Here is a 19734-nt window from a genome sequence, read left to right as displayed (position 1 = left end):
ACGGACTCCTTGAGGCGAACGAGCGGCCAGGCGCTGGCTCAAGGCGCCAGGCGCCCAAGCTGAGCCCGCGTTGTCACGGTAAGCCGTGGCCATCATCCGCACGCCTCACCGCGCCATTGGCCGTCGGGCAGACGAGCAAAAGGCTTCTGCTGTTTGAACACAAATCAAGCAGCGGCGCCCACACCTCGATGTCACTCGACGCGCTCTGCGCGACATGCGAGACGCTGGCGCGAGCCGAGGCAATGCCGCGCCCGGCTCTCGGAGTCGACGCACCATGGAAGTCGCAGCATCCCCGAATGCCGATCCACACGGCGCACCGTCGCTGGGGCTGTTCCGGCTCACGTGGCCCATCTTCCTGGAGCTGCTGCTCTTCATGATGATGGGCACGGCGGACACGCTGATGCTCAGCGGCGTGTCGGATGACGCCGTCGCCTCGGTGGGCGTCGTCAATCAGTACGTCTTCATCTGCATCCTCATCATGGAGGTCGTGGGTCACGGCGCGGCCATCGTCGTGGCCCAGTACCTGGGCGCGCGCAGGCAGACAGAGGCCGCGCGCATCTCCGCCATCGCCGTCACCCTGAACCTCGCGCTCGGCATCACCGTCAGCGCGGGGCTGCTGCTCAGCGGGGATGCCATCCTGGGCGGGATGAACCTTCAGGGCCACATGCTGGCGTACGCCAAGACGTACCTGCACATCGTCGGCGGCTTCCTGTTCCTCCAGGCCCTCATCAACGTCTTCGCCGGGCTGCTGCGCACCTACGGCTTCACGCGCGCGTCCATGTTCGTCTCGCTGGGAATGAACGTGCTGCACGTGGGTGGCAACTACGTGCTCATCGCCGGCCACTTCGGCTTCCCCGCGATGGGCGTGGCGGGCGCCGCCATCTCCACCGTCGTGAGCCGAGCCATCGCGCTGGGCGTCTTCGTCTACGTGCTGTACCGGGTGATGCCGGTGAAGATGGCGCCGCGCGACTACGTGACGTTCTCCAAGGACTACGTCCGCAAGATTCTCAAGGTCGGCCTGCCCTCCGCCTTCGAGCAGGCCACGTACCAGGGCTGCCAGACGGTGTTCCTGTACTACGTGACGTTCCTGGGCGCGGTGGCGCTGGCGTCCCGGCAGTACGCACACGCCATCTCCCAGTATGTCTTCCTGTGCAGCCTGGCCATTGGCATGGGGACGTCCATCATCGTGGGCAGGCTGGTGGGCGCCAACCGCGCCGACGACGCGTACCAGCAGGCCCTGCGCAGCCTGAAGTGGGGCCTGGCCATCACCCTGGTCGTGGACGTGGCCGTCGTCCTCCTCCGCGTCCCCATCGTCTCGCTCTTCACCGAGAACGCCGACATCGTCCGGCTGACAGCGCAGGTCATCGTCATCGGGCTCGCGCTGGAGACGGGGCGCTGCTTCAACCTGGTGCTCATCAACGCCCTGCGCGCCGCGGGTGACGCGACGTTCACCGTCTACATGGGCATCGCGTCCATGGTCTGCATGAGCCTGCCGCTGGGCTACTACCTCGTCTTCCACATGGGCCTGGGACTGGCCGGTGTGTGGGTGGCGGTGGCCGCGGATGAATGGGTGCGCGGCATCACCATGTGGCTGCGCTGGAAGAGCCGCGCCTGGGAGAAGCAGGTCCTGGTCTCCCTCGACGCGGAGACGGAGGCGGAGGCCGCGCCCGTCGCAACGCCCGCCTGAGCCGCGTGCTCAGCCGGTGACGACGATGCCGTCACGCACCGTCACCGGCCACGGCGTGAGCCGCCCGCCCGAACACGGCCCGCCCACGCACAGCCCGTCCTCCACCTGGAACAGGGCCCCGTGCCAGGCACAGACGATGAGCCCCTTGTCCGGCGTCAGGTAGCGGTCCAGCTCGCGCGCGAGCGGCAGGCCCGCGTGGGGACACCGGTCCACGTAGCCGTGGACCGCGTCACCCTTGCGCACCAGGAAGCCGTGGAAGAAGGCGTCCCCAATCTGGAGGACGAGGTTGCGCGCCCCGGGGTCCTCCAGGGCGCTCACCGGGAGCAGCTTCACGTTGGCCGGCGTCGACCAGACGCGCTTGCGCCCCGCCGTCTCCCCGCCCGTGCTCACGGGGCCCTCAAGGCAACGTCGCCTTCTGGAAGCCCGCCCAGCACGCGTCGTAGTCCTGCTGGAGCGCGGGCGTCTCCATGGCGAAGCGCGTGGGACGGATGACCCAGCGCGACTCGAACATGAAGGCCAGCGTGTCCTTGATTTTATGAGGCTTCAGGTCCGCCTGGACGGCCTGTTCGTAGCTGGTCCGGTCCGGGCCATGGCCGCTCATGCAGTTGTGCAGCGAGCCGCCGCCCGGGGCGAAGCCACCCGCCTTCGCGTCGTAGACGCCGTGCACCAGCCCCATGAACTCGCTCATCACGTTGCGGTGGAACCAGGGCGGCCGGAAGGTGTGCTCGGCCACCATCCAGCGCGGCGGGAAGATAACGAAGTCACAGTTGGCCGTGCCCGGCACCTCGCTGGGCGACGTGAGGACCGTGAAGATGGACGGGTCCGGATGGTCGAAGCTCACCGTGTTGATGGTGTTGAAGCGGGCCAGGTCGTACTTGTACGGCGCCAGGTTCCCGTGCCACGCCACCACGTCCAGCGGTGAGTACGAATACCGCGCCGACCACAGCCGCCCCTGGAACTTCTGCACCACCTCCGTGGGCCGGTCCACGTCCTCGAAGGCCGCCACCGGCGTCAGGAAGTCGCGCGGGTTGGCCAGTCCATTGGCCCCAATGGGCCCCAGGTCCGGCAGCCGGAAGAACGCACCGTGGTTCTCACAGACGTAACCGGCGGCCGGGCCCTCCGGCAGCTCCGCGCGGAAGCGAACCCCGCGCGGCACCACCGCGATTTCGCCCGGCGCCACGTCCAGCACGCCCAGCTCCGTCACCAGCCGCAGCCGCCCCGCCTGCGGGACGATGAGCAGCTCACCGTCCGCGTCGAAGAACACCCGGTCCACCATGGAGCGGTTGGCCGCGTACAGGTGGATGCTGATGCCCGCGCCCGACGCCGCGTCCCCGTTGCCCGCGTAGGTGACGAGCCCGTCCACGAAATCAGTGGGCTGGACTGGCGGGGGCTGGGGACTCCACCGCAGCCGGTTGGGCGAGGCGGGCACCTCGTCGAAGGGCCCGCTGCGCAAGAGCCCCTGCGCCAGCGGCTGGAACGCAGGGTGGTTGGCGCTGGGCCGCAGGCGGTACAGCCAGCTGCGCCGGTTCTCCCGGCGCGGGGCCGTGAAGGCCGAGCCCGACAACTGCTCGGCATAGAGGCCGAACGGCGCCCGCTGGGGTGAGTTCTGTCCCTGGGGCAGTGCGCCGGGCACCGCCTCGGTGGCGAACTCGTTGCCAAAGCCAGACAGATAGGCGCCGGGAGCCGTCTTGAGGACGCTCCCCGGCGACACCTCGGAGGAAGACTGGGTGGTCACCGGATTCTCCTCGCAAGCGCGGCGCGCGGACTAGTCGACCTTGATGACGCCGCGGCGAATCTGGTCCAGTTCAATGGACTCGAAGAGCGCCTGGAAGTTGCCGTTCCCGAAACCCTCGTTGCCCTTGCGCTGGATGATTTCGAAGAAGATGGGCCCGAAGAGATTCTCGGTGAAGATCTGGAGCAGCAGGCCCTCTTCCTCGCTGCCGTCGATGAGGATGCGGTTCTTGCGCATCCGCGCCAGGTCCTCGCCGTGGTTGGGGACGCGCTTGTCGACCAGGTCGTAATAGGTTTCCAGCGTGTCCTGCAGCGCCACGCCGCGCGCGCGCAGCCGCTCCACGGTGTCGTAGATGTCCGGCGTGGTGAGCGCCAGGTGCTGGATGCCCTCGCCCTTGTACTGGCGGATGAACTCTTCAATCTGCGACTTGTCGTCCTGGCTCTCGTTGAGCGGAATCCGGATGGCCTTGTCCGGAGCGATCATCGCCTGGCTGAACAGGCCCGTGGCCTGGCCCTTGATGTCGAAGTACTTCTGCTCGGTGAAGCCGAAGATGCGGTTGTAGAAGGACGACCAGGTGCGCATCTGCCCGCGGCGCACGTTGTGGGTCAGGTGGTCCAGCGTCTCCAGGCCCACGCTGTTCTTCGCCTCGGCCTCCTCGGCGCCAGGAATCTCCTGCCAGGAGTCATAGAGCGTCCCCTTCTCCCCGTGGCGGTCCACCAGATACAGCAGGCTGCCACCGATGCCCTCCACGACATAGGAGCCCTCGCCCAGCGAGCCCCGCTCCGGGTCCGCCGCCTTGGCGCCGCGCTCCAGGGCCATCTCGTAGGCGGTGCGCGCGTTCGCCACGCGGAAGGCCATGCCGCTGGCGGACGGGCCGTGCTCCGCGCGGAACTCAGCGGCCTGCCCGGAGGCCTCGCGGTTGATGAGCAGGTTGATGCCGCCCTGCTTGTAGCGGACCAGGTCCTTGGACGGGTGCTTGGAGTACGCGGTGAACCCCAGCCGCTCGAAGAGGCGCTCCATCACCTCGGGCTGGGGGCTCGTGAACTCCACGAACTCGAAACCATTCAGCCCAAGAGGATTCTCTGCCGTATCCGCCATGACGCCGCCTCCGTGCGTTGCTGGGGCGCGGGCCTTCACGGCCCGCGCGAGTCGCCGAAGCGCCCCGTGCTCGGGAGCGCCTCCTCTGGCGAACGTAGGGATGGCGCCCCTGCATAAAAAGTACAAAGTCCAGCCAGAGACTGTCAGGGAATTGAACAGCGCGCCGCGCCATGAATCCGTCATCAACTTTCCCTGGCGACGGGTGGCGCCCGGGCGGCGGAGGGCTGTTCACGGCACGACGCTGGGCGCGACTCGAGCGCTTGCCTCCCCGCTTCACCGCGATTCGGCCGGACGCATCCAGCCAGGACGCGGCAGGCTGCATCGCTAGATTACGCAGGATTACGCACCCCGCCCTGCACCCCACCGACCGCGTGAAACAACTCACTTCCCAGACTGAACCCCCTGTCCCTGGTGGCGAACTGGGCGGACTGCTGCGCTCGCACGACTGGAGCCGTACCCCACTTGGCCCCTACGAATCGTGGCCCCGCCCGCTGAAGTCCTTCGTCGCCATGATTCTGGAGATGCCGGCCCCGGCCATCATCTTCTGGGGACACGAGCTCATCCAGGTCTACAACGACGGCTACGCGGTCATCATGGGCCCGCGCCATCCCCGTTACCTGGGCGCCACCTACCGCGAGTGCTGGCCCGACACCTATCCCGTCATCTCGCCCTGGATGCGCAAGCTCCTGGCGACGGGCGAAGTGACGCAGGTGGCGAAGACCTACTTCATGCTCACCCGTTACGGGTTCAATGAAGAGGCCTATTTCACCTTCGACTTCAGTCCCCTGCGGGACGACGCGGGCACCATCGCGGGCATCCTCCAGGTCGTCTTCGAGGTCACCGACGTCGTCCTCAGCGAACGCCGGCTGGCCACGATTCGCGCGCTGGCGCCCCGAGGGAACGGGCCTTCCGAGAGCGCCACCACGGATGCCATCCGAGCCCTGGCGGACAACCCCAAGGACATCCCCTTCGCCCTCATCTACAACTGGGACGAGGGCGAACAGCGGCTGGAGCTGACGGAGTCCACGGGGCTCGACGCGCTGGCGCAGCACGCCGTGCTGGACCTGGGACGAATCACGGAGGCCACGAAGCAGGCCGTGGCGGCGAACGTCCCCGTCCTCCTGGAGTCGGTGCCATCCCTCCTGGGAGCCCGCCAGTTCGGCCCCTGGCCCGAGCCCACGGAGAAGGCGCTGGTGCTGCCCCTGCGGCGCACCAGCACGGACAGCCTCCGGGGCGTGGTCGTCCTGGGCATCAGCCCCCGGCTGCGCTTCGACGACACCTATCGCCAGTTCTTCGAGGACCTGGCGCGCGAGCTGGCCACCCACCTGGCCGTGGAGCAGGAGAAGCGCGCCGAGCGCGAGGCTTACACACGCGCCAAGCAAGCCCGGGCCCAGGCCGAAGCGGAGGTGGCCCGGCGGGCCCAGGCGGAGGCCGCGCTCCGGGCCAGCGAGGAACGCCTGCGCATGGCCCTGGCCGCCGGTCAGCTGGGCGTCGTGGAATTGCAGTATGAGCGCGGCGTGCTGTCGTGGGACGAGCGGGCCTTGCAGCACCTGGGCCTTCCCCCCGGCAAGTCTCCGACGCTGAAGGAAGCCGCGGCCCGCATTCATCCCGACGACGTGAACCGCGCACGGCGCACCATCGAACAGGCGCTGCGTCCGGGCGCGGAGGCGATTCGCCTGGAGTGCCGCGTGCAGGGCTGGGATGGCGTGCAGCGCTCCCTGCTGGCCATGGTGAAGACGCACTTCGACGACCAAGGAAGACCTGACCGCGTCGTCGGCGCCCTGCAGGACGTGACGGAGCAGCGGAGCGCTGAACAGGAACGCGAGCGGCTGGCCACCATCGTCGAGCAATCCCCCGACTTCATCGGCGTGGGAGACCCATCCGGCCGGGCGGTGTGGGTGAACGATGCGGGGCGGCGCCTGCTGGGCCTGGGACGCGATGAAGACATCACCCGGTACCACCTGCGGGACTTCTTCCTGGCCGAAGACCAGACCTACGTCGACGAACACATCGCGGCCGCCATCCTCCAGGGCGGCCGGCGGGAGGGAGCGTTCCGCTTCCGGCACTTCCCGACGGGCGAGCCCATCGCGGCGCAGTACCACACCTTCCCCCTGGTGGAGCACGACACCCAGCGGCAGATGGGCATCGCCACCGTCGGCCGTGACATCCGCGCACAGAAGCGACTGGAGGCGGAGCGGGAGCGGTTGCTCGCCCGGGAGCGCGTGGCGCGCGAGGAGGCGGAGGAGGCCAACCGGCTCAAGGACGAGTTCCTCGCCACCGTCTCCCACGAGCTGCGCACGCCGCTCACGGCGGTGCTCGGCTGGGTGCAGATGCTGCGGACCGGCACGCTGCCGCCAGAGAAGCGGGAGCGGGCGCTGGCCACCGTGGAGCGCAATGCCCGCGCCCAGGGGCAGCTCGTCGAGGACCTGCTCGACGTGAGCCGCATCATGACGGGCAAGCTGAAGCTGGACGTGTCGTCCGTCGACGTGAGCCAGGTCGTGGAGGCCGTGCTCGAATCACTGCGGCCCGCCGCCGAGGCGAAGGGCATCCGCATCCAGGCCGCGCTCGACTCGGGCGGCACCATCATGGGCGACATGAGCCGCCTGCAGCAGGTGGTGTGGAACCTGCTGTCCAACGCCGTGAAATTCACCCCCAAGGGAGGCCGCGTCCAGGTGCTGGTGGAGCGGCGGAACTCCTCGGTGGAAATCACGGTGGCCGACACGGGCCAGGGCATCTCCCCGCAGTTCCTGCCCCACGTGTTCGAGCGCTTCCGACAGGCCGACGGCAGCACCACGCGCAAGGCCGGGGGGCTCGGGCTGGGACTGGCCATCGTCCGGCACCTGGTGGAGCTGCACGGCGGCACCGTGATGGCCACCAGCGAGGGCGAGGGCCGGGGAGCCACCTTCATCGTCAGCCTGCCGCAGGCCGTGGCGCTGAGGCGGGAGGTGCTGGTGCCCCCCACCCTCCGCGGCCCGTTGCAGGAGCGGGACCTCCCCTGCCCGCCCCAGCTCGCGAGCCTGCGGGTGCTCGTGGTGGACGACGAGGAGGACACGCGCGAGCTGCTTCGCAGCATCATCGAGACGTGTGGCGGCATCGTCACCACGGCCGGTTCTTCGGAGGACGCGCTGGCCGAGCTCCGCGAGGCATCGTTCGATGTGCTCGTCTCCGACGTCGGCATGCCCGAAGAGGACGGGTACCGCTTCATCGCCCGCGTCCGGGCCCTGCCCGAGGAACAGGGTGGCGGCATCCCCGCGGTGGCCCTCACGGCCTACACCCGCATGGAGGACCGGACGCGCGCGCTGCTCGCGGGCTTCACCACCCACGTGCCCAAACCCATCGAACCGGTGGAGCTGATGGCCGTCATCGCCTCCATGTCCAACCGGGGCCCACTACGACGGGCCTGACACGGCCTACCCCACGGGTGTGATTTCCATGGGGCAGCCGGCCCGTCTGGCCGCCCCGGGAATGTCAGACCCTTCCGGTAGTCTGCCTTCATTCCCGAAGCCGGAAAGGAAGGCCGAACCATGACCGTCACCCGTGAGAGTCCGCGCGTTTCCGTCAACAAGCTGGGCCAGTACCTCACCGCGACGCCGTCACTGCGAAAGCGCATCATCCAGGGCCAGAAGCACCCGGTGGACCCGCAGTACCTGCGCTACCCCGCCGCCGCCCAGGCCATCATCGAGTTCCTGTGCGAAGGCCGGGATGAGGTCATCCTCCGCTACCACCAGCGGCGGCTCCTCAACGCCCAGCCGGAATCCGACTACGACGCGCACCGGCTGGCCCTGTGCGCGGAGGCGCTCCAGCGTTGCCTGGTGTCCGCGGGGGACCTGGCCACCCGCGCGATTGCCAGCCCCGTGGACGCGGACCTGCCGCCGCTGGCGCTGGCGGGCGTGGACATCAGCGTGCGCCCGGACGTGCTGCTGCGCAGCGTGGATGCCCAGGGGCTGATGCGCTCCGGGCTTCTGAAGCTCTACTTCTCCAAGCACACGCCGCTGGACGAGCGCTCCGGGCAATACATCGCCACGGTGCTCCAGCGTTACGCCGAGGAGCGGCTGGAGCAGCGCGGCCCGGTGGACCCGCGGCTGGTGGGCGTGTTCGACGTCTTCGCGGGCCGACTCTTCCAGGCGCCCAAGGCCCAGCAGCGCCGGATGAACGACGTCCGGCTGGCGTGCGAGGAAATCGCCGCCCGGTGGGACGTCCACTGACGCGCCGGTGAGCGGGCGTCCCGCCCCGGGCCTGTCCGCTTCCGGGACGGGCCTTCCCGCATCCGCGCACTCGCCTGGCTCGCTCAGGGAAGGACACCCTCCGGATGTCCGGCGGTTGCGCCCGCGAGGCGGTTGGCATGTCCTTCGCTCATGGCCGCAGCCATGGATTCGCTCCTCCAGGACCTCCGCTACGCGATACGCACGCTGACACGAACCCCCGGCTTCACGCTGGCCGCGGGCCTCACGCTGGCGCTCGTCATTGGGGCGAACGCCGTCCTGTTCAGCGCCATCCACGCGATGCTGCTGCGGCCCCTGCCCTTTCCCCTCCCCGAATCCCTGGTCCGTATCTGGTGCGTGCAGGAGTCGGTGAGCCACGCCTCGGTGGCGGCACCGGAGCTGCTCGGCTGGCGGGAGCATTCGAAGGGCTTCAGCCAGCTCGCGGGCTTCGGACGCACCAGCCTCAACCGGACGGGAACGGACGAGCCCGAGCGGGTGCGGGCAGCGCGCATCACCCCCAACTTCTTCTCCGTGCTGGGGGTGCAACCCGCGCAGGGACGCGACCTGCGTGAAGAGGACGCGCCGCCCGGGGGTGACACCTCCGTGGTGTTGGTGAGCCATGGCTACTGGCAGCGGGCGCTCGGCGGCGTCCCGGACGTGGTGGGCCAGACGCTGGTGCTCAACGGCCGGAGCCACGCGGTGGTGGGCGTGCTGCCGGAGGACTTCTCATTCCCCGAGTTCGCCGAGGACACGGATGTGTGGGTCCCCGAGTGGCAGGACCCGCAGCGGCATGGCAACCACTACCAGTCGGTGCTGGGGCGGCTGGCACCGGGCGTCTCACTGGAGGCGGCCAGAGCGGACCTGGAGCGCGCGGCACAGGGCATTGGCCACCCCGAGCCAGGGCAGAAGCGCCACACCGTGCGGGTGACGGGCTGGCAGGACCACCTCACGACGAACACGCGAGATGTGCTGTGGATGCTGTGGGTGGCGGTGGGCTTCGTGCTGCTCATCGCGTGCGCCAACGTGGCCAACCTCATGCTGGTGCGCACGTTGTCCCGGCAGCGGGATGGCGCCATCCGGGCGGCGCTGGGCGCCAGCCAGGGACGGCGGCTCCAGCAGTCCCTGGTGGAGAGCGTGCTGCTGTCCCTCTTCGGCGGCGTGCTGGGGCTCTTGCTGATGCTGTGGGGCATGGAGCTGGTGCGCACCCTGCTGCCCGCCAGCATGCTGCGCGTGGCGCCGCTGGAGCTCAACGGCACCGTCCTGGGCTTCAGCGTGCTGCTGTCGGTGGGCACCGGCCTGCTCTTCGGCCTGGCGCCCGCGATGCATGCGTCGGGGATGAACGTGCTGCCCCTGCTGCGGCAATCCGGCAGCGCCGTGGGCGCGCGCTCCGGGCATCCGCTGCGCAGCGCGCTCGTCATGGTGCAGCTCGCGCTCGCGCTGGTGCTGATGGTGGGCACGGGCCTCATCGTGCGCTCGCTGCAGAACATCCAGGCGGTGGACCCGGGCTTCGACGCGGAGGGGGTCGTCGGCGCGCAATTGACGCTCGCCCCTGACGCGTACCAGGAGGACGCGCGCAAGCGGGCCTTCTTCGAAGGCGTCGCGGAGCGGCTGATGGCGCGGCCCGGCATGGAAGCGGTGGGCTTCGTCAACGATGCCCCGCTGGGAGGCTCGAGCTCGAATGGTGACTTCATCCTGGAAGGGATGTCGGCCTCGCCCGGTGACCGCCACATCACGGCCTACCGGGTGGCCTCGCCCGGCTACTTCTCCGCGTTGCGCATTGGCGTGCGGCAGGGCCGCGACTTCGGGCCCGAGGACACGGAGAAGAGCGCCCCCGTCATCATCGTCAACGAGGCCTTCGTCCAGAGGTACCTCGGTGGCGGGGATGCCCTGGGCCGGCGGGTGCGGCTGACCTGGGATGACCTGCAGCCGTTCCGGGAAATCATCGGCGTGGTGGAGGACGTCCGTCACGAGTCGCTCACCCAGCCCGCCACGCCCGAAAGCTATCTGCCCTATGCGCAGTTTCCCCTGCGAGCCATGACGATGCTGGTGCGCACCCAGGGGCCGCCCGCCTCGGCGCTGGCCGCGCTGCGCGAAGAGGTGAAGGCGGTGGACGCCCAGCAGCCCGTCTACGACTTGCTGCCCTTCACGGACCGGGTGGAGAAGCTCCTGCTGCGGCCCAGGGCCACGACGCGGCTGCTGGCGGCCTTCGCCGGGCTCGCCGTCATCCTGGCCGGCGTCGGTGTCTATGGCGTGCTGGCGTATTCGGTGGGCCAGCGGACGCGAGAGTTGGGCATCCGGATGGCGCTGGGGGCCCATCCCCTCCAGGTGCTGCGGCTGGTGCTGAGCCAGGGGCTGCGGTTGACGGCCCTGGGCGTGGGCGTGGGGCTCATCGCCGCGTATGGCGCCACCCGGTTCATGGCGGCGACGCTCTATGGCGTGGAGCCCTTCGCCCCGGACATCTTCCTGGGCGTGGCCGTGGCGCTGGCGGCCCTCTCCCTGCTGGCGTGCCTGCTGCCCGCGCTTCGCGCCAGCCGCGTCTCCCCGTCGGAGTCCCTGCGCGCGGACTAGGGCTCACGCCTGCGTCATTCGAGGGGACGACTTGTCCTGGGAAGGCCCCTTCTGCGGGGGGGGGCAACCGAGCATCCGGGCGGCCAGAACGGGCCCGCCGGGGAGCCACTTTCCGCCCCTGTTGGCCGGCGGACGGGGCTGGACACACCTGATATGGAATAAGTCGTTCCAGCTTCCGTCGGAGTAGACGTGAACAAGCTCGCCAGCATCGCCGCCCTCTTCCTTGCCGCCACGGCGCTCGTGGTGGCCCTCTGGAGTCCCCGTGAGACGGTGCAGGCTCCGCCCCCGTCCACTCCGCCCGAGCAGCCCACGAGCGTCGCCGCGGACGTCATCAACCTGGAGCGCCGGATCAAGGCCCTGGAGGACACGTCCATCAGCCTGTCCCGGCGGCTGATGGAGGTGGAGCGGCGCCCCACGTTGACGGCGGATGGGAAGGTGGTGGCCTCGCCGCCGCCCGCGGCGCTCGCGGCGGAGGTGGAGCAACTGCGCGCCGAGGTGCGCGGCATGGTCGCCGGCGAAGCGCTGAACTCCGAGGGCGGCCGCGACTACCTCAAGGACGCGGTGCGCAACGTCCAGAACGAGATGCGCAATGAGCAGCGCGCCGAGCGGCAGCAGCAGTGGCAGCAGGCGCAGGTCCAGCAGCAGGCGCAGCAGCAGGAGCGCGTGCGCAAGTTCATCACCGACGCTCGGCTGAACTACACCCAGGAGCAGACGCTGACGCGCCGGCTGGAGGCGGAGTCCACCAAGCGCCAGGCGCTCATGGAAGAGGTCCGCGCCGGAACGAAGACCATGCGGGACATGCGCCAGGCGCTGCGCACGGAGAGCCAGCAGACCGACCAGGAGATGAACGCCATCCTCGACGAGGCCCAGCGCTCCCAGTACCAGTCGCTGCGCCGCGAGGACCGGAGCGTGGGTGGCCCCCCGGGCGGTCAGCGCGGTGGGCAGGGCCGCGGACGCTGAAGCGCCGTGACGAAGGCCCCCGTCATTCGAATGGGGGCCTCGCGTTGTGGGAGATGACGAGCACCTCCTCTGGCCGCCGCTCCGAGCGCGCCCAGGCCAGCAGCGCGGCGAGCGCGTCCACCGCCTTCGCATCCGCCGTCTCCAGGGGCACATCCTCGCGGTACGGATAGAAGAGGTCCTTGGAGCCCAGGCTCTGCTCCGCCCAGCGCCGCCAGCCGGGCATCGTCCTGCCGGACGCGGGTTGCAAGCCTACCACCTCATAGCCCGCGGCGGAGAAGGGCCGGTACAGCCCCGCGACGGTGGCGCCCGTGCCGAAGCCACACACCACGCAGCGCACGGCGGGATACACGTCCTGGACGATGTCGAGCAGCCGCGTGGTCCATGACTCCACGCTCTCCACCAGCGCGCCGTTGGCGAGCTGCCGGGGCCAGAACCAGCCCTGGCGCTCGTAGTCCAGCGCCAGCTCCCAGGCCTGCGTGAAGCCGTGCACGGTGCGCACCTCCCCACCGAAGCCGTTGGCGCGCAGGTACGCGGTGCCCGTCGTGTCCGTGAGGGCCACCACCGGCAGCCCGCGCTCGCGGCCCAGCGCATCCAGCGCCAGCGCCGACGACGCACCGGACAGCTCCACCAGGCCCTTCGTCTCCGCGGGCGCGGACTGGAGGTGATGGGAGAACGTCAGGTACTTCAGACTGCCCGCCGGAAGCGCTCCACCCCAGAGCACCACCGGCCCCCCCGGCCAGGGCCGTGACAAGGGAAACACGACGCGCATGCGTGAACCTCCATCCCCAACCTCCCCGGTGGGGACGTCCCACGCCAGCCGCGCGGCCCGGGGGCTGTCCGGACGTGGACCCGAAGTCCGCCCGCTCACCGGCCCAGGACACTCGCCCCGGCCAGGAGGCTGAAGTGAAAAGCCTCTGGGGGAAGGCGGCTGTGCAATAGTCAGCGGCGGCTCCACATGCTGCGCCGGCTCCTTCCTACGCTCGTCGCCCTGGGTTGTGGCCTCCTGGCCCTTGGCTGGGGGCTGGTCAGCCTCCAGCGCATCTTCAGCCAGGAGCGTGATGACGCCCACGCGCAGTTGCGCTCGCGCCGGGACGCGCTGGCCCACGCGGCCGAAGAGGCCCTGCGGCAGAACCTGGCGAAGAAGCTCGATGAGAGCATCCGCCCCCTCCATGCCGCCGTGGGCGACCCGCTCGAGCCCGGCGAGGGCTACTACATCAACTTCCGCGGCTACCAGTTCCTGCCGCGCCTCACCATCCCCATGCCGGGCACCGGGACGCCCGCGCGGGACGTGCATGCCCTGCTGGGCGCGAGGATGAAGGACGGCGCCCCCGCGGGGGAATGGGAGCCCCGCCTCATGCGGCTGCGCGCGGTAGAGGCGGCGCTGGCGGCCCGGGACGCGCGAGGCGCGGCCACCCGCGTGGAGGCGCTGCTGCGCTACCACGCGGCGAACCGGCTGCCACCGGAGCAGGAGCTGCCCTTCCTGCTGCTGGTGGTGGAGCGGCTCCAGCGCGGCCCTGCCACCACGCCGCTGGTGCGGGCCCTGCTGCGCGAGGGCCTTCCAGAGGACCTGGGCGGCTTCGCCCGGGCGTCGGGGCTGCAGCGGGACGTGCTGCGCGAGCGCTCACGCTTCACGCGGGCGGACTTCGACTTCCTCCATGCGCGCATCGTCCGGGTGAGCGCCGCGCTGGGCGAGCCCACGGGCGACTTCCTCGCCCGAGCGGGCGAAGCGGGCGCGGGCATGCTGGTGATTCCCGAGGAGCTCTACGAGCCCACCCTCCTGGGCGAGTCCTGGTACGTGGCGTTGCGCGGCGAGGCGGTGTACGGCATCGCGGTGGACCTGGAGGCGATGCTCCAGCCCATCACCCAGGACATGCAGGCGCGCGGCCTCTTCGACGCGACGGGACGCCTGCGGCTGCGCGCGGGCGGCGCCGTCCTTCCCCTGAGCACGCTGAAGCTGGCGGTGGACATGCCTCAGTGGGCGCGCCAGGAGGCGGACATCGACGCGCGCTACGGGCTGAAGACGCTGCTGGTGGCCGTGTGCGGAGGGCTCGCGGTTGCCATCGTCGCGCTCGCGGTGGTGGCCCAGCAGCGCAAGTACCACTTCCTGGAGCTCAAGAGCGACTTCGTGGCCACCGTCTCCCATGAACTGCGCACGCCCCTGGCCTCCATCCGCCTGCTGGGTGAGACGCTGGAGCGGAAGCTGGCGCAGGCACCGGAGGTGCGTGACTACCCGGCGCGCATCGTCCAGGCCGCGGACGGGCTGCACTTCCTGGTGGAGAACATCCTGTCGTTCAACCGCATCGACAAGGGCCGCTGGACGCTGCGGACCTCGCGCGTGCGGTTGGAGGAGCTCATCCCCTCGTTGCGCGACGACCTGGCCATCGCGACCAACGTCCCCGTCCACATCACCACGGAGCTGGAAGGCGTGGAGCTGGAAGCGGACCCGGGCCTGCTGCGGATGGTGTTCTCCAACCTGGGCCGCAACGCGTGCGCCTACAACCGGAGAAGCCCCGTCGAAATCTCCATCCGCGCGCAGATGATTCCCGGCTACGGCTGCACGGTGCTCTTCCAGGACAACGGCATCGGCATCCCCGAGTCCGAATGGGAGAACGCCTTCCTGGACTTCTACCGGCTGACGGTGCCCGGGACGGAGGTCCATGGCAGCGGGCTGGGCCTTGCCCTGTGCCGCAAAATCATGAAGCTGCACCGGGGCGACATCCAGGTGGCCTCCTCGGGGCCCGACGGCACCACCTTCGCGCTGATATTCAACGAGCCGGCTCGATGAACACCGCTACATCCACCCCGCCCCTCCGTCCCGCCATCCTCATCATCGAGGACGACGCCCACCTGCGCGTCGGCCTCCGGGACAACCTGCTGGACGAGGGATACCTCGTCGCCGAGGCCCCCAGCACCCGCGACGCGGAGCGGCTGCTGCAAGAGCGTGCGTTCGACCTGCTCATCCTGGACGTCATGCTGCCCGGCGAGGACGGCTACAGCTTCTGCCGCCGGCTGCGGACGCAGGGCAACAAGAGCATGGTGCTGATGCTCACCGCGCGCTCACTGGAGGACGACATCCTCAGGGGCTTCGAGGTGGGCGCGCAGGACTACCTCACCAAGCCCTACCGGCTGCGGGAGCTGCTGGCCCGGGTACGCGCCCTGGTGCGCCGCTCCGGCACGGCGCCGCCGGAACAGATGGGCTTCAGCGGCTTCACCCTGGACCTGGGCCGGCGGCAGGTGTCGCGCGCGGACGGTTCGGTGGTGGAGCTGACGCGCACGGAGTTCGACCTGCTGGCCTTCCTGCTGCGGCACCAGGACCGGGCCCTGCCCCGAGGCGAAATCCTGGACGCCGTCTGGGGCCGCGACGTGGTGGTGGACCCGCGGACGGTGGACAACTTCGTCTCCAGCCTGAAGAAGAAGCTGGGGTGGACGAGCACCTCTGGATTCTCCATCCACACCATCCGGGGCGTGGGCTACCGCATGGAGGTCGCTTCGTCATGACACAACCATGACGAAGCGATGGCCGACCCACCGCCATTCGAAGACGCCGACTCCGTAGGTTGACTCTTGCGTGGACAGGGCGCTCCGCAGCCACCCGTCCCCGTCGGTTCCGTCCGTCTTGCACGGCCGTCACCGGGAGCGCCAGACGCTGAGGGAGGCCATCCGGAATGTTCAATTCGGTCATCGAGCGGCAGCGGGCTGGACGTCTTGGCACGGGCGTGTGGGTGTCCATCGTCCTGCATGCGGCCCTGTTCGGGGCGGTGCTCGTCATCTCCGCGAGGCCGCCGGGGCCCAGCGAGCCGCCGGAGCCGAAGGAGCTGGTGCTCCGCGTGGCGCAGCCCCCGCGCGTGGCGAAGGGCTCCCCCGCCCCCGCGCAGCCGAAGGCAGCCACCGCGTCACGCCCTCGCCCGCGCAACCGGGACCGCGTGCCCGCGCGCGTGCCGCCGCCGGTGGTGGATGCGCCGCCCAAGCCGGTGGAAGCGGTGGCGAGCACCGACACCAGCACCTCGACGGACGAGGAGGTGGATCCGGGGACGGGCGTGCCGGGTGGGCATCCGAAGGGCTACGAGGATAGCGACGTGATTGGCGTGCAGTACGTGCCCGGCCTGGTCCCCGGGCAGGAAGCCACGGGCACCGACGTCATGCCCTTTGGCCAGGGCATGTCGCCGCCCAGACTGATGGGAAACCCGGGCATCGAATACACGCACCAGGCGCTCGCCGCCCGCGTGGAAGGCACCATGATTGCCAAGTGCGTCATCACGGTGCGCGGCGACGTGACGGACTGCCGCATCATCAAGGGCCTGCCGCACATGAACGAGGCCGTGCTCGATGCGCTGCACAACCGCCGCTACACCCCGGTGCAGTACCAGGGCCGGACGGTGAGCGTGTCCTACGTGTTCACGCTGCGGCTCAAGCTGCCCCGCTAGGAGCGTGTCGCGGTAGTGGGGTTGAGAGCGAGACCGGACGAGAGACGCCGGTCCGCCGCTGGGTGCGGCAGGCCGCTACGCCGCCATCATGCGGAAGAGCTCGAGGAGGTTGTGGGTGGCGCAGATGAGGGCCCACTCCTCCCGGGCGGACTCTCTTCCTCTCCAACCCCCTGGTGCCACTGGACAACAACCCCGTCGAGCGCCAGATGCGCGACGTCGTCCTCGGCAGGAAGAACCACTACGGCAGCAAGTCCGAGAGAGGCCCCCAGGTGGCCGCCCTCTTCTACTCGCTGATTGAGACGGCGAAGCTGAGCGGCGAAGGCCCGGGGGGAGTACCTGCTGCGCGCCGCTCTCGCCGCCATTGAGAACCCCGGCACCGTCACGTTGCCGAAGAGCCACGACTGACCGCTGGCCGTCCAGCGCGCGCCGGCATGGTCAGCGCTACGCGCCGGGAGGGGGCACGGCGAGCTCTTACATCCTCGCGCCGGAGGCCGAGGGGGAGCCGAAACACCGTGGGTGCATTCAGAAGCCCAGCAACCCCACCGGGTTGCTGGGCTTTTCCCGTGCGGTGACTGAATCCGCGCGCCCCAGGAGCCACGCCTGTCCTCCCGTTCCCGACGCCTGTTGCATGGAGCGGCGGGAGCATTCCCTCGCGGCGTAGCGGTGGGCCCCTCGGTTACAGCGTGACGTCGACGGTATAGACGCCGTCGCTGGACGTGGCGGTGCCCGTCACATGGGTGCTGCCTGTCGTGCGGAGGACCTGGCCGGTGCCGTCGGGCTCGATTTCACCCGTGAGGGCGAGGTCCAGGGTGACGCTGCCCTCCAGGTCACCGGTCATCTGGAAGGGCCCCTTGAGTGTCCCGGTGAACGTGCCGTCTGGGATGCCGCGCAACTGGAGGGTGAGCTCCGGCTGCGCCGCCGTGTCCGTGCTCGAAGTGTAGGTGATGTTCACCGGGTCCTCGTCCCCGCCCAGGATGATCTCGCCGTCGGAGTACCCGGTCATGCCAATGCGCAGGCGCATGCCCTTGTTGGCCGAACTGCCCTGGTCCACCTGCCCGGTGACGAGCAGCGTCCCGGAGACGGCGCCCGTCGTGGACTGGGGCGGGATGTTCGCAGTGGACGCGGTGTTGAAGCCGGCGAAGCCCAACTGCAGGGCCTTGCCCACGGACGGGTCGAGTCCGAGGTACGCGCGGCGAGCCTGCTCGTCAGAGCTGAGTTCGTCATCACCGCAAGCCGTGAGGCCTAGGGACAGGAAGAGGGAACACGCGACAGCGGTCACGGTACGCGGAAGTGGTGTGAGCATGATGGGTGTCGCCTTTCATCCGATGGGGCTGAGGCACGTGCAGGGCGTCGTGCCGGTGCAGGCTTCCCCGTCGACCGTCTGGCAGTTGAGCCGCGGGCAGCACGGGCTGGTGGGCGAGCACGCCTGACCGCCGGCGGAGCAGGTCGAACCCGTCTCGCAGGTGCCGACGATGCTCCCACCCGGGATGTTGCAGCCGAGCCCGACGCAGCAGTCCGCGGGCGAGGTGCAAGCCTGGCCCTGGGGCTGACAGGCGTCGGGGGTCGAGCAGGTGCCATTGCTGCAGATGCCGGAGCAGCAGGCGGCCCCCGAGGCACAGGCCGTCCCGTTCGCGGCGCACGTGCCCGCGTCCGTCCCCCCCGTGCCGCCGTCCGTGCCGCCACCGCCCGGCACGGTCCCGGCACGGCACGCGTAGGCGAATTCGGAGGTGAGGGAGCAGGTGGTGCCAGCACAGCACTTGGAATCCTGCGGATCACAGGGCGTGCCCACGGGATCGCACGTCACCTTCTGGCAGGTCAGTCCGCCATCCGCGCCGGGCAGGCAGCGCGCGCCGCCGCAGCACTGGTCGGAAAACTGGCACTGCTGGTCCTGCGCGATGCAGCACGGCTCCTCGCCGGTGTAGCCCGTGGGACAGCCCGCCGGGCAGTTGTTGTTGGGGCAGCCGCCGAAGCAGCGTGGCACGCCGACGGAGTCCACCTTGCACACGGCCTTCATGCCGTCGCAGCAGGCCTCGCGGGCGTTCACGTCGATGATGCCGCCATCAGGCAGTTGGCCGCTGCCGCAGATGTTGCCCACGGGGTTGCAGCCATTCGGCTTGTCACAGCGGCTCTCGCGGCAGTGCACCGCGTTGGACAGCTTCTCACCTCCACAGCACACGCCGTCGTTGGTGCAGTAGTTGCCCGTGGGACGGCAGCCGCCCACCGGCTGGCACACGGTGGTCCCGTAGCCCAGGTCCACGCACGTGCGCGAACAGCAGTTGCTGGAGCCCGAGCACGGGTTGCCGTCCTGGAGGCAACTGCCCGCGCCGCCACCGCTGACCGCCACGCAGCGGCCCGGGGTGCCCGTGTTCTCCTGCGTGCACACACCTCCGCAGCAGTCCGCGCCCTTCATGCACAGATCGCCATTGGCTTGGCACGAGTACGCCGGCTTGCAGATCCCCCCCTGGCAGTTGTTGGAGCAGCAGTCCCCCGCGCCGGTGCAGGCCTGGCCCGGCACCTTGCAACTGTCGGTGCTGGTGGAAGGCAGCGCCTCGCACTTGCCGTCCGCTCCGCAGAGCTTCGTGCAGCACGCCTCCGCGCTGGCGCACATGCTGCCCACGTCCAGGCACTGCAGCGTGGAGCACTTGCCGTCCAGGCAGCTGTTCGTGCAGCACTCAATGCCGCTGGTGCAGGTCTCACCCGCGGCGGTGCACTGGGCACCAGGAGCAGGACAGACGCCCGTATCAGAGCAGAGGCCGGTACAGCACTGGGCGCCCGAGTCCCGGCTGCACGCCGTGCCTTCGCCGAGGCACTGGGAGCCGGGCCCCGCGTCGGGCAGGGGCTGCCCCGCGTCCGTTCCGGCATCCACAGTGACTGGCGGGAGGTTAGGCGGCTTGTCGATGTCTCCACTGCTACAAGCCACGACACACAAGGCCCATAACACCAGCCAGCGGTTTGCCTTCATTCCCACAAGACCTCGGCCAGTGGCTACCGGCCACGCGGTCGGCCCCTCCACCCGCCAGCCCGTCGGCGCCAATCCCCAACCGCGCCGCCGCCGTCACTCGC

Annotated in this window: 14 protein-coding genes and 1 pseudogene; 9 read left to right on the top strand and 6 right to left on the bottom strand. The window is 69.8% G+C overall.

Annotated elements, in window-relative coordinates; genetic code table 11:
• Positions 1-274: 274 nt before the first annotated feature.
• Positions 275-1687 (top strand): MATE family efflux transporter, encoded by a 1413-nt coding sequence (locus tag FMP39_RS10650; protein WP_141589805.1) that lies wholly within the window; start codon positions 275-277, stop codon positions 1685-1687.
• 9 nt (positions 1688-1696) lie between these two features.
• Here FMP39_RS10650 and FMP39_RS10645 read toward each other — a convergent pair whose 3' ends face one another.
• Genes FMP39_RS10645 through hppD form a run of 3 tightly spaced genes read right to left on the bottom strand, consistent with a single transcriptional unit; the run spans position 1697 to position 4517 of the window.
• Positions 1697-2077 carry a Rieske (2Fe-2S) protein gene (locus tag FMP39_RS10645; RefSeq protein ID WP_011552855.1) on the bottom strand — a complete coding sequence of 127 codons (381 nt, stop codon included), beginning with the start codon at positions 2075-2077 and terminating at the stop codon, positions 1697-1699.
• Positions 2078-2084: 7 nt separating this feature from the next.
• The gene (gene hmgA, locus FMP39_RS10640; protein WP_141589804.1) at positions 2085-3422 is read right to left on the bottom strand and encodes a homogentisate 1,2-dioxygenase; all 1338 of its coding nucleotides are present in this window, start codon (positions 3420-3422) and stop codon (positions 2085-2087) included.
• Between the two features lie 30 nt (positions 3423-3452).
• The gene (gene hppD / locus FMP39_RS10635) at positions 3453-4517 is read right to left on the bottom strand and encodes a 4-hydroxyphenylpyruvate dioxygenase (protein ID WP_141589803.1); all 1065 of its coding nucleotides are present in this window, start codon (positions 4515-4517) and stop codon (positions 3453-3455) included.
• A 509-nt stretch (positions 4518-5026) separates the two neighbouring features.
• On the opposite strand from hppD, the gene FMP39_RS10630 reads away from it, so the two are divergent.
• From FMP39_RS10630 to FMP39_RS10615, 4 genes are all read left to right on the top strand, one after another.
• Positions 5027-7921, top strand: a complete 2895-nt coding sequence (locus FMP39_RS10630; RefSeq protein WP_305036066.1) for an ATP-binding protein — start codon at positions 5027-5029, stop codon at positions 7919-7921.
• A 120-nt stretch (positions 7922-8041) separates the two neighbouring features.
• Positions 8042-8722 carry a hypothetical protein gene (locus tag FMP39_RS10625; RefSeq protein WP_011552851.1) on the top strand — a complete coding sequence of 227 codons (681 nt, stop codon included), beginning with the start codon at positions 8042-8044 and terminating at the stop codon, positions 8720-8722.
• A 162-nt stretch (positions 8723-8884) separates the two neighbouring features.
• A complete protein-coding gene (locus tag FMP39_RS10620) occupies positions 8885-11287 on the top strand; it encodes an ABC transporter permease (protein WP_228557857.1) in 2403 nt (800 codons plus the stop codon).
• A 189-nt stretch (positions 11288-11476) separates the two neighbouring features.
• Positions 11477-12247 carry a hypothetical protein gene (locus FMP39_RS10615; RefSeq protein WP_141589800.1) on the top strand — a complete coding sequence of 257 codons (771 nt, stop codon included), beginning with the start codon at positions 11477-11479 and terminating at the stop codon, positions 12245-12247.
• Positions 12248-12269: 22 nt separating this feature from the next.
• Here the strand turns inward: FMP39_RS10615 and FMP39_RS10610 are convergent, their stop codons facing one another.
• On the bottom strand, positions 12270-13016 hold the full coding sequence (locus tag FMP39_RS10610; RefSeq protein WP_228557856.1) for a pyridoxal-phosphate dependent enzyme: 747 nt from the start codon (positions 13014-13016) through the stop codon (positions 12270-12272).
• Between the two features lie 186 nt (positions 13017-13202).
• Here FMP39_RS10610 and FMP39_RS10605 point away from each other — a divergent pair, with 186 nt between their 5' ends.
• The 4 genes and pseudogenes from FMP39_RS10605 to FMP39_RS10590 form a co-directional block, all read left to right on the top strand.
• Complete coding sequence (locus FMP39_RS10605) at positions 13203-15032, top strand: HAMP domain-containing sensor histidine kinase (protein WP_141589798.1); 1830 nt, start codon at positions 13203-13205, stop codon at positions 15030-15032.
• On the top strand, positions 15029-15745 hold the full coding sequence (locus FMP39_RS10600; protein ID WP_141589797.1) for a response regulator transcription factor: 717 nt from the start codon (positions 15029-15031) through the stop codon (positions 15743-15745). The genes FMP39_RS10605 and FMP39_RS10600 overlap by 4 nt, the downstream gene beginning before the upstream one ends.
• Before the next feature lie 167 nt (positions 15746-15912).
• On the top strand, positions 15913-16671 hold the full coding sequence (locus FMP39_RS10595; protein WP_141589796.1) for an energy transducer TonB: 759 nt from the start codon (positions 15913-15915) through the stop codon (positions 16669-16671).
• 161 nt (positions 16672-16832) lie between these two features.
• Positions 16833-17036 (top strand): annotated as a pseudogene (locus FMP39_RS10590) (transposase); the annotation flags it as partial.
• Between the two features lie 311 nt (positions 17037-17347).
• Here FMP39_RS10590 and FMP39_RS10585 read toward each other — a convergent pair.
• Together FMP39_RS10585 and FMP39_RS10580 are read right to left on the bottom strand one after the other, a co-directional pair.
• Positions 17348-17950 carry a hypothetical protein gene (locus FMP39_RS10585; protein ID WP_194858343.1) on the bottom strand — a complete coding sequence of 201 codons (603 nt, stop codon included), beginning with the start codon at positions 17948-17950 and terminating at the stop codon, positions 17348-17350.
• A gap of 39 nt (positions 17951-17989) precedes the next feature.
• On the bottom strand, positions 17990-19537 hold the full coding sequence (locus FMP39_RS10580) for a hypothetical protein (RefSeq protein ID WP_141589793.1): 1548 nt from the start codon (positions 19535-19537) through the stop codon (positions 17990-17992).
• Between the last annotated feature and the right edge of the window lie 197 nt (positions 19538-19734).

Origin of the sequence: Myxococcus sp. AB056 (assembly GCF_006547365.1) — a bacterium.
GTDB classification, from domain to species: Bacteria; Myxococcota; Myxococcia; order Myxococcales; family Myxococcaceae; genus Myxococcus; species Myxococcus virescens.
The sequence above is the reverse complement of the archived record's forward strand: the minus strand, read 5'-3'. Positions and strand labels throughout refer to the sequence as shown.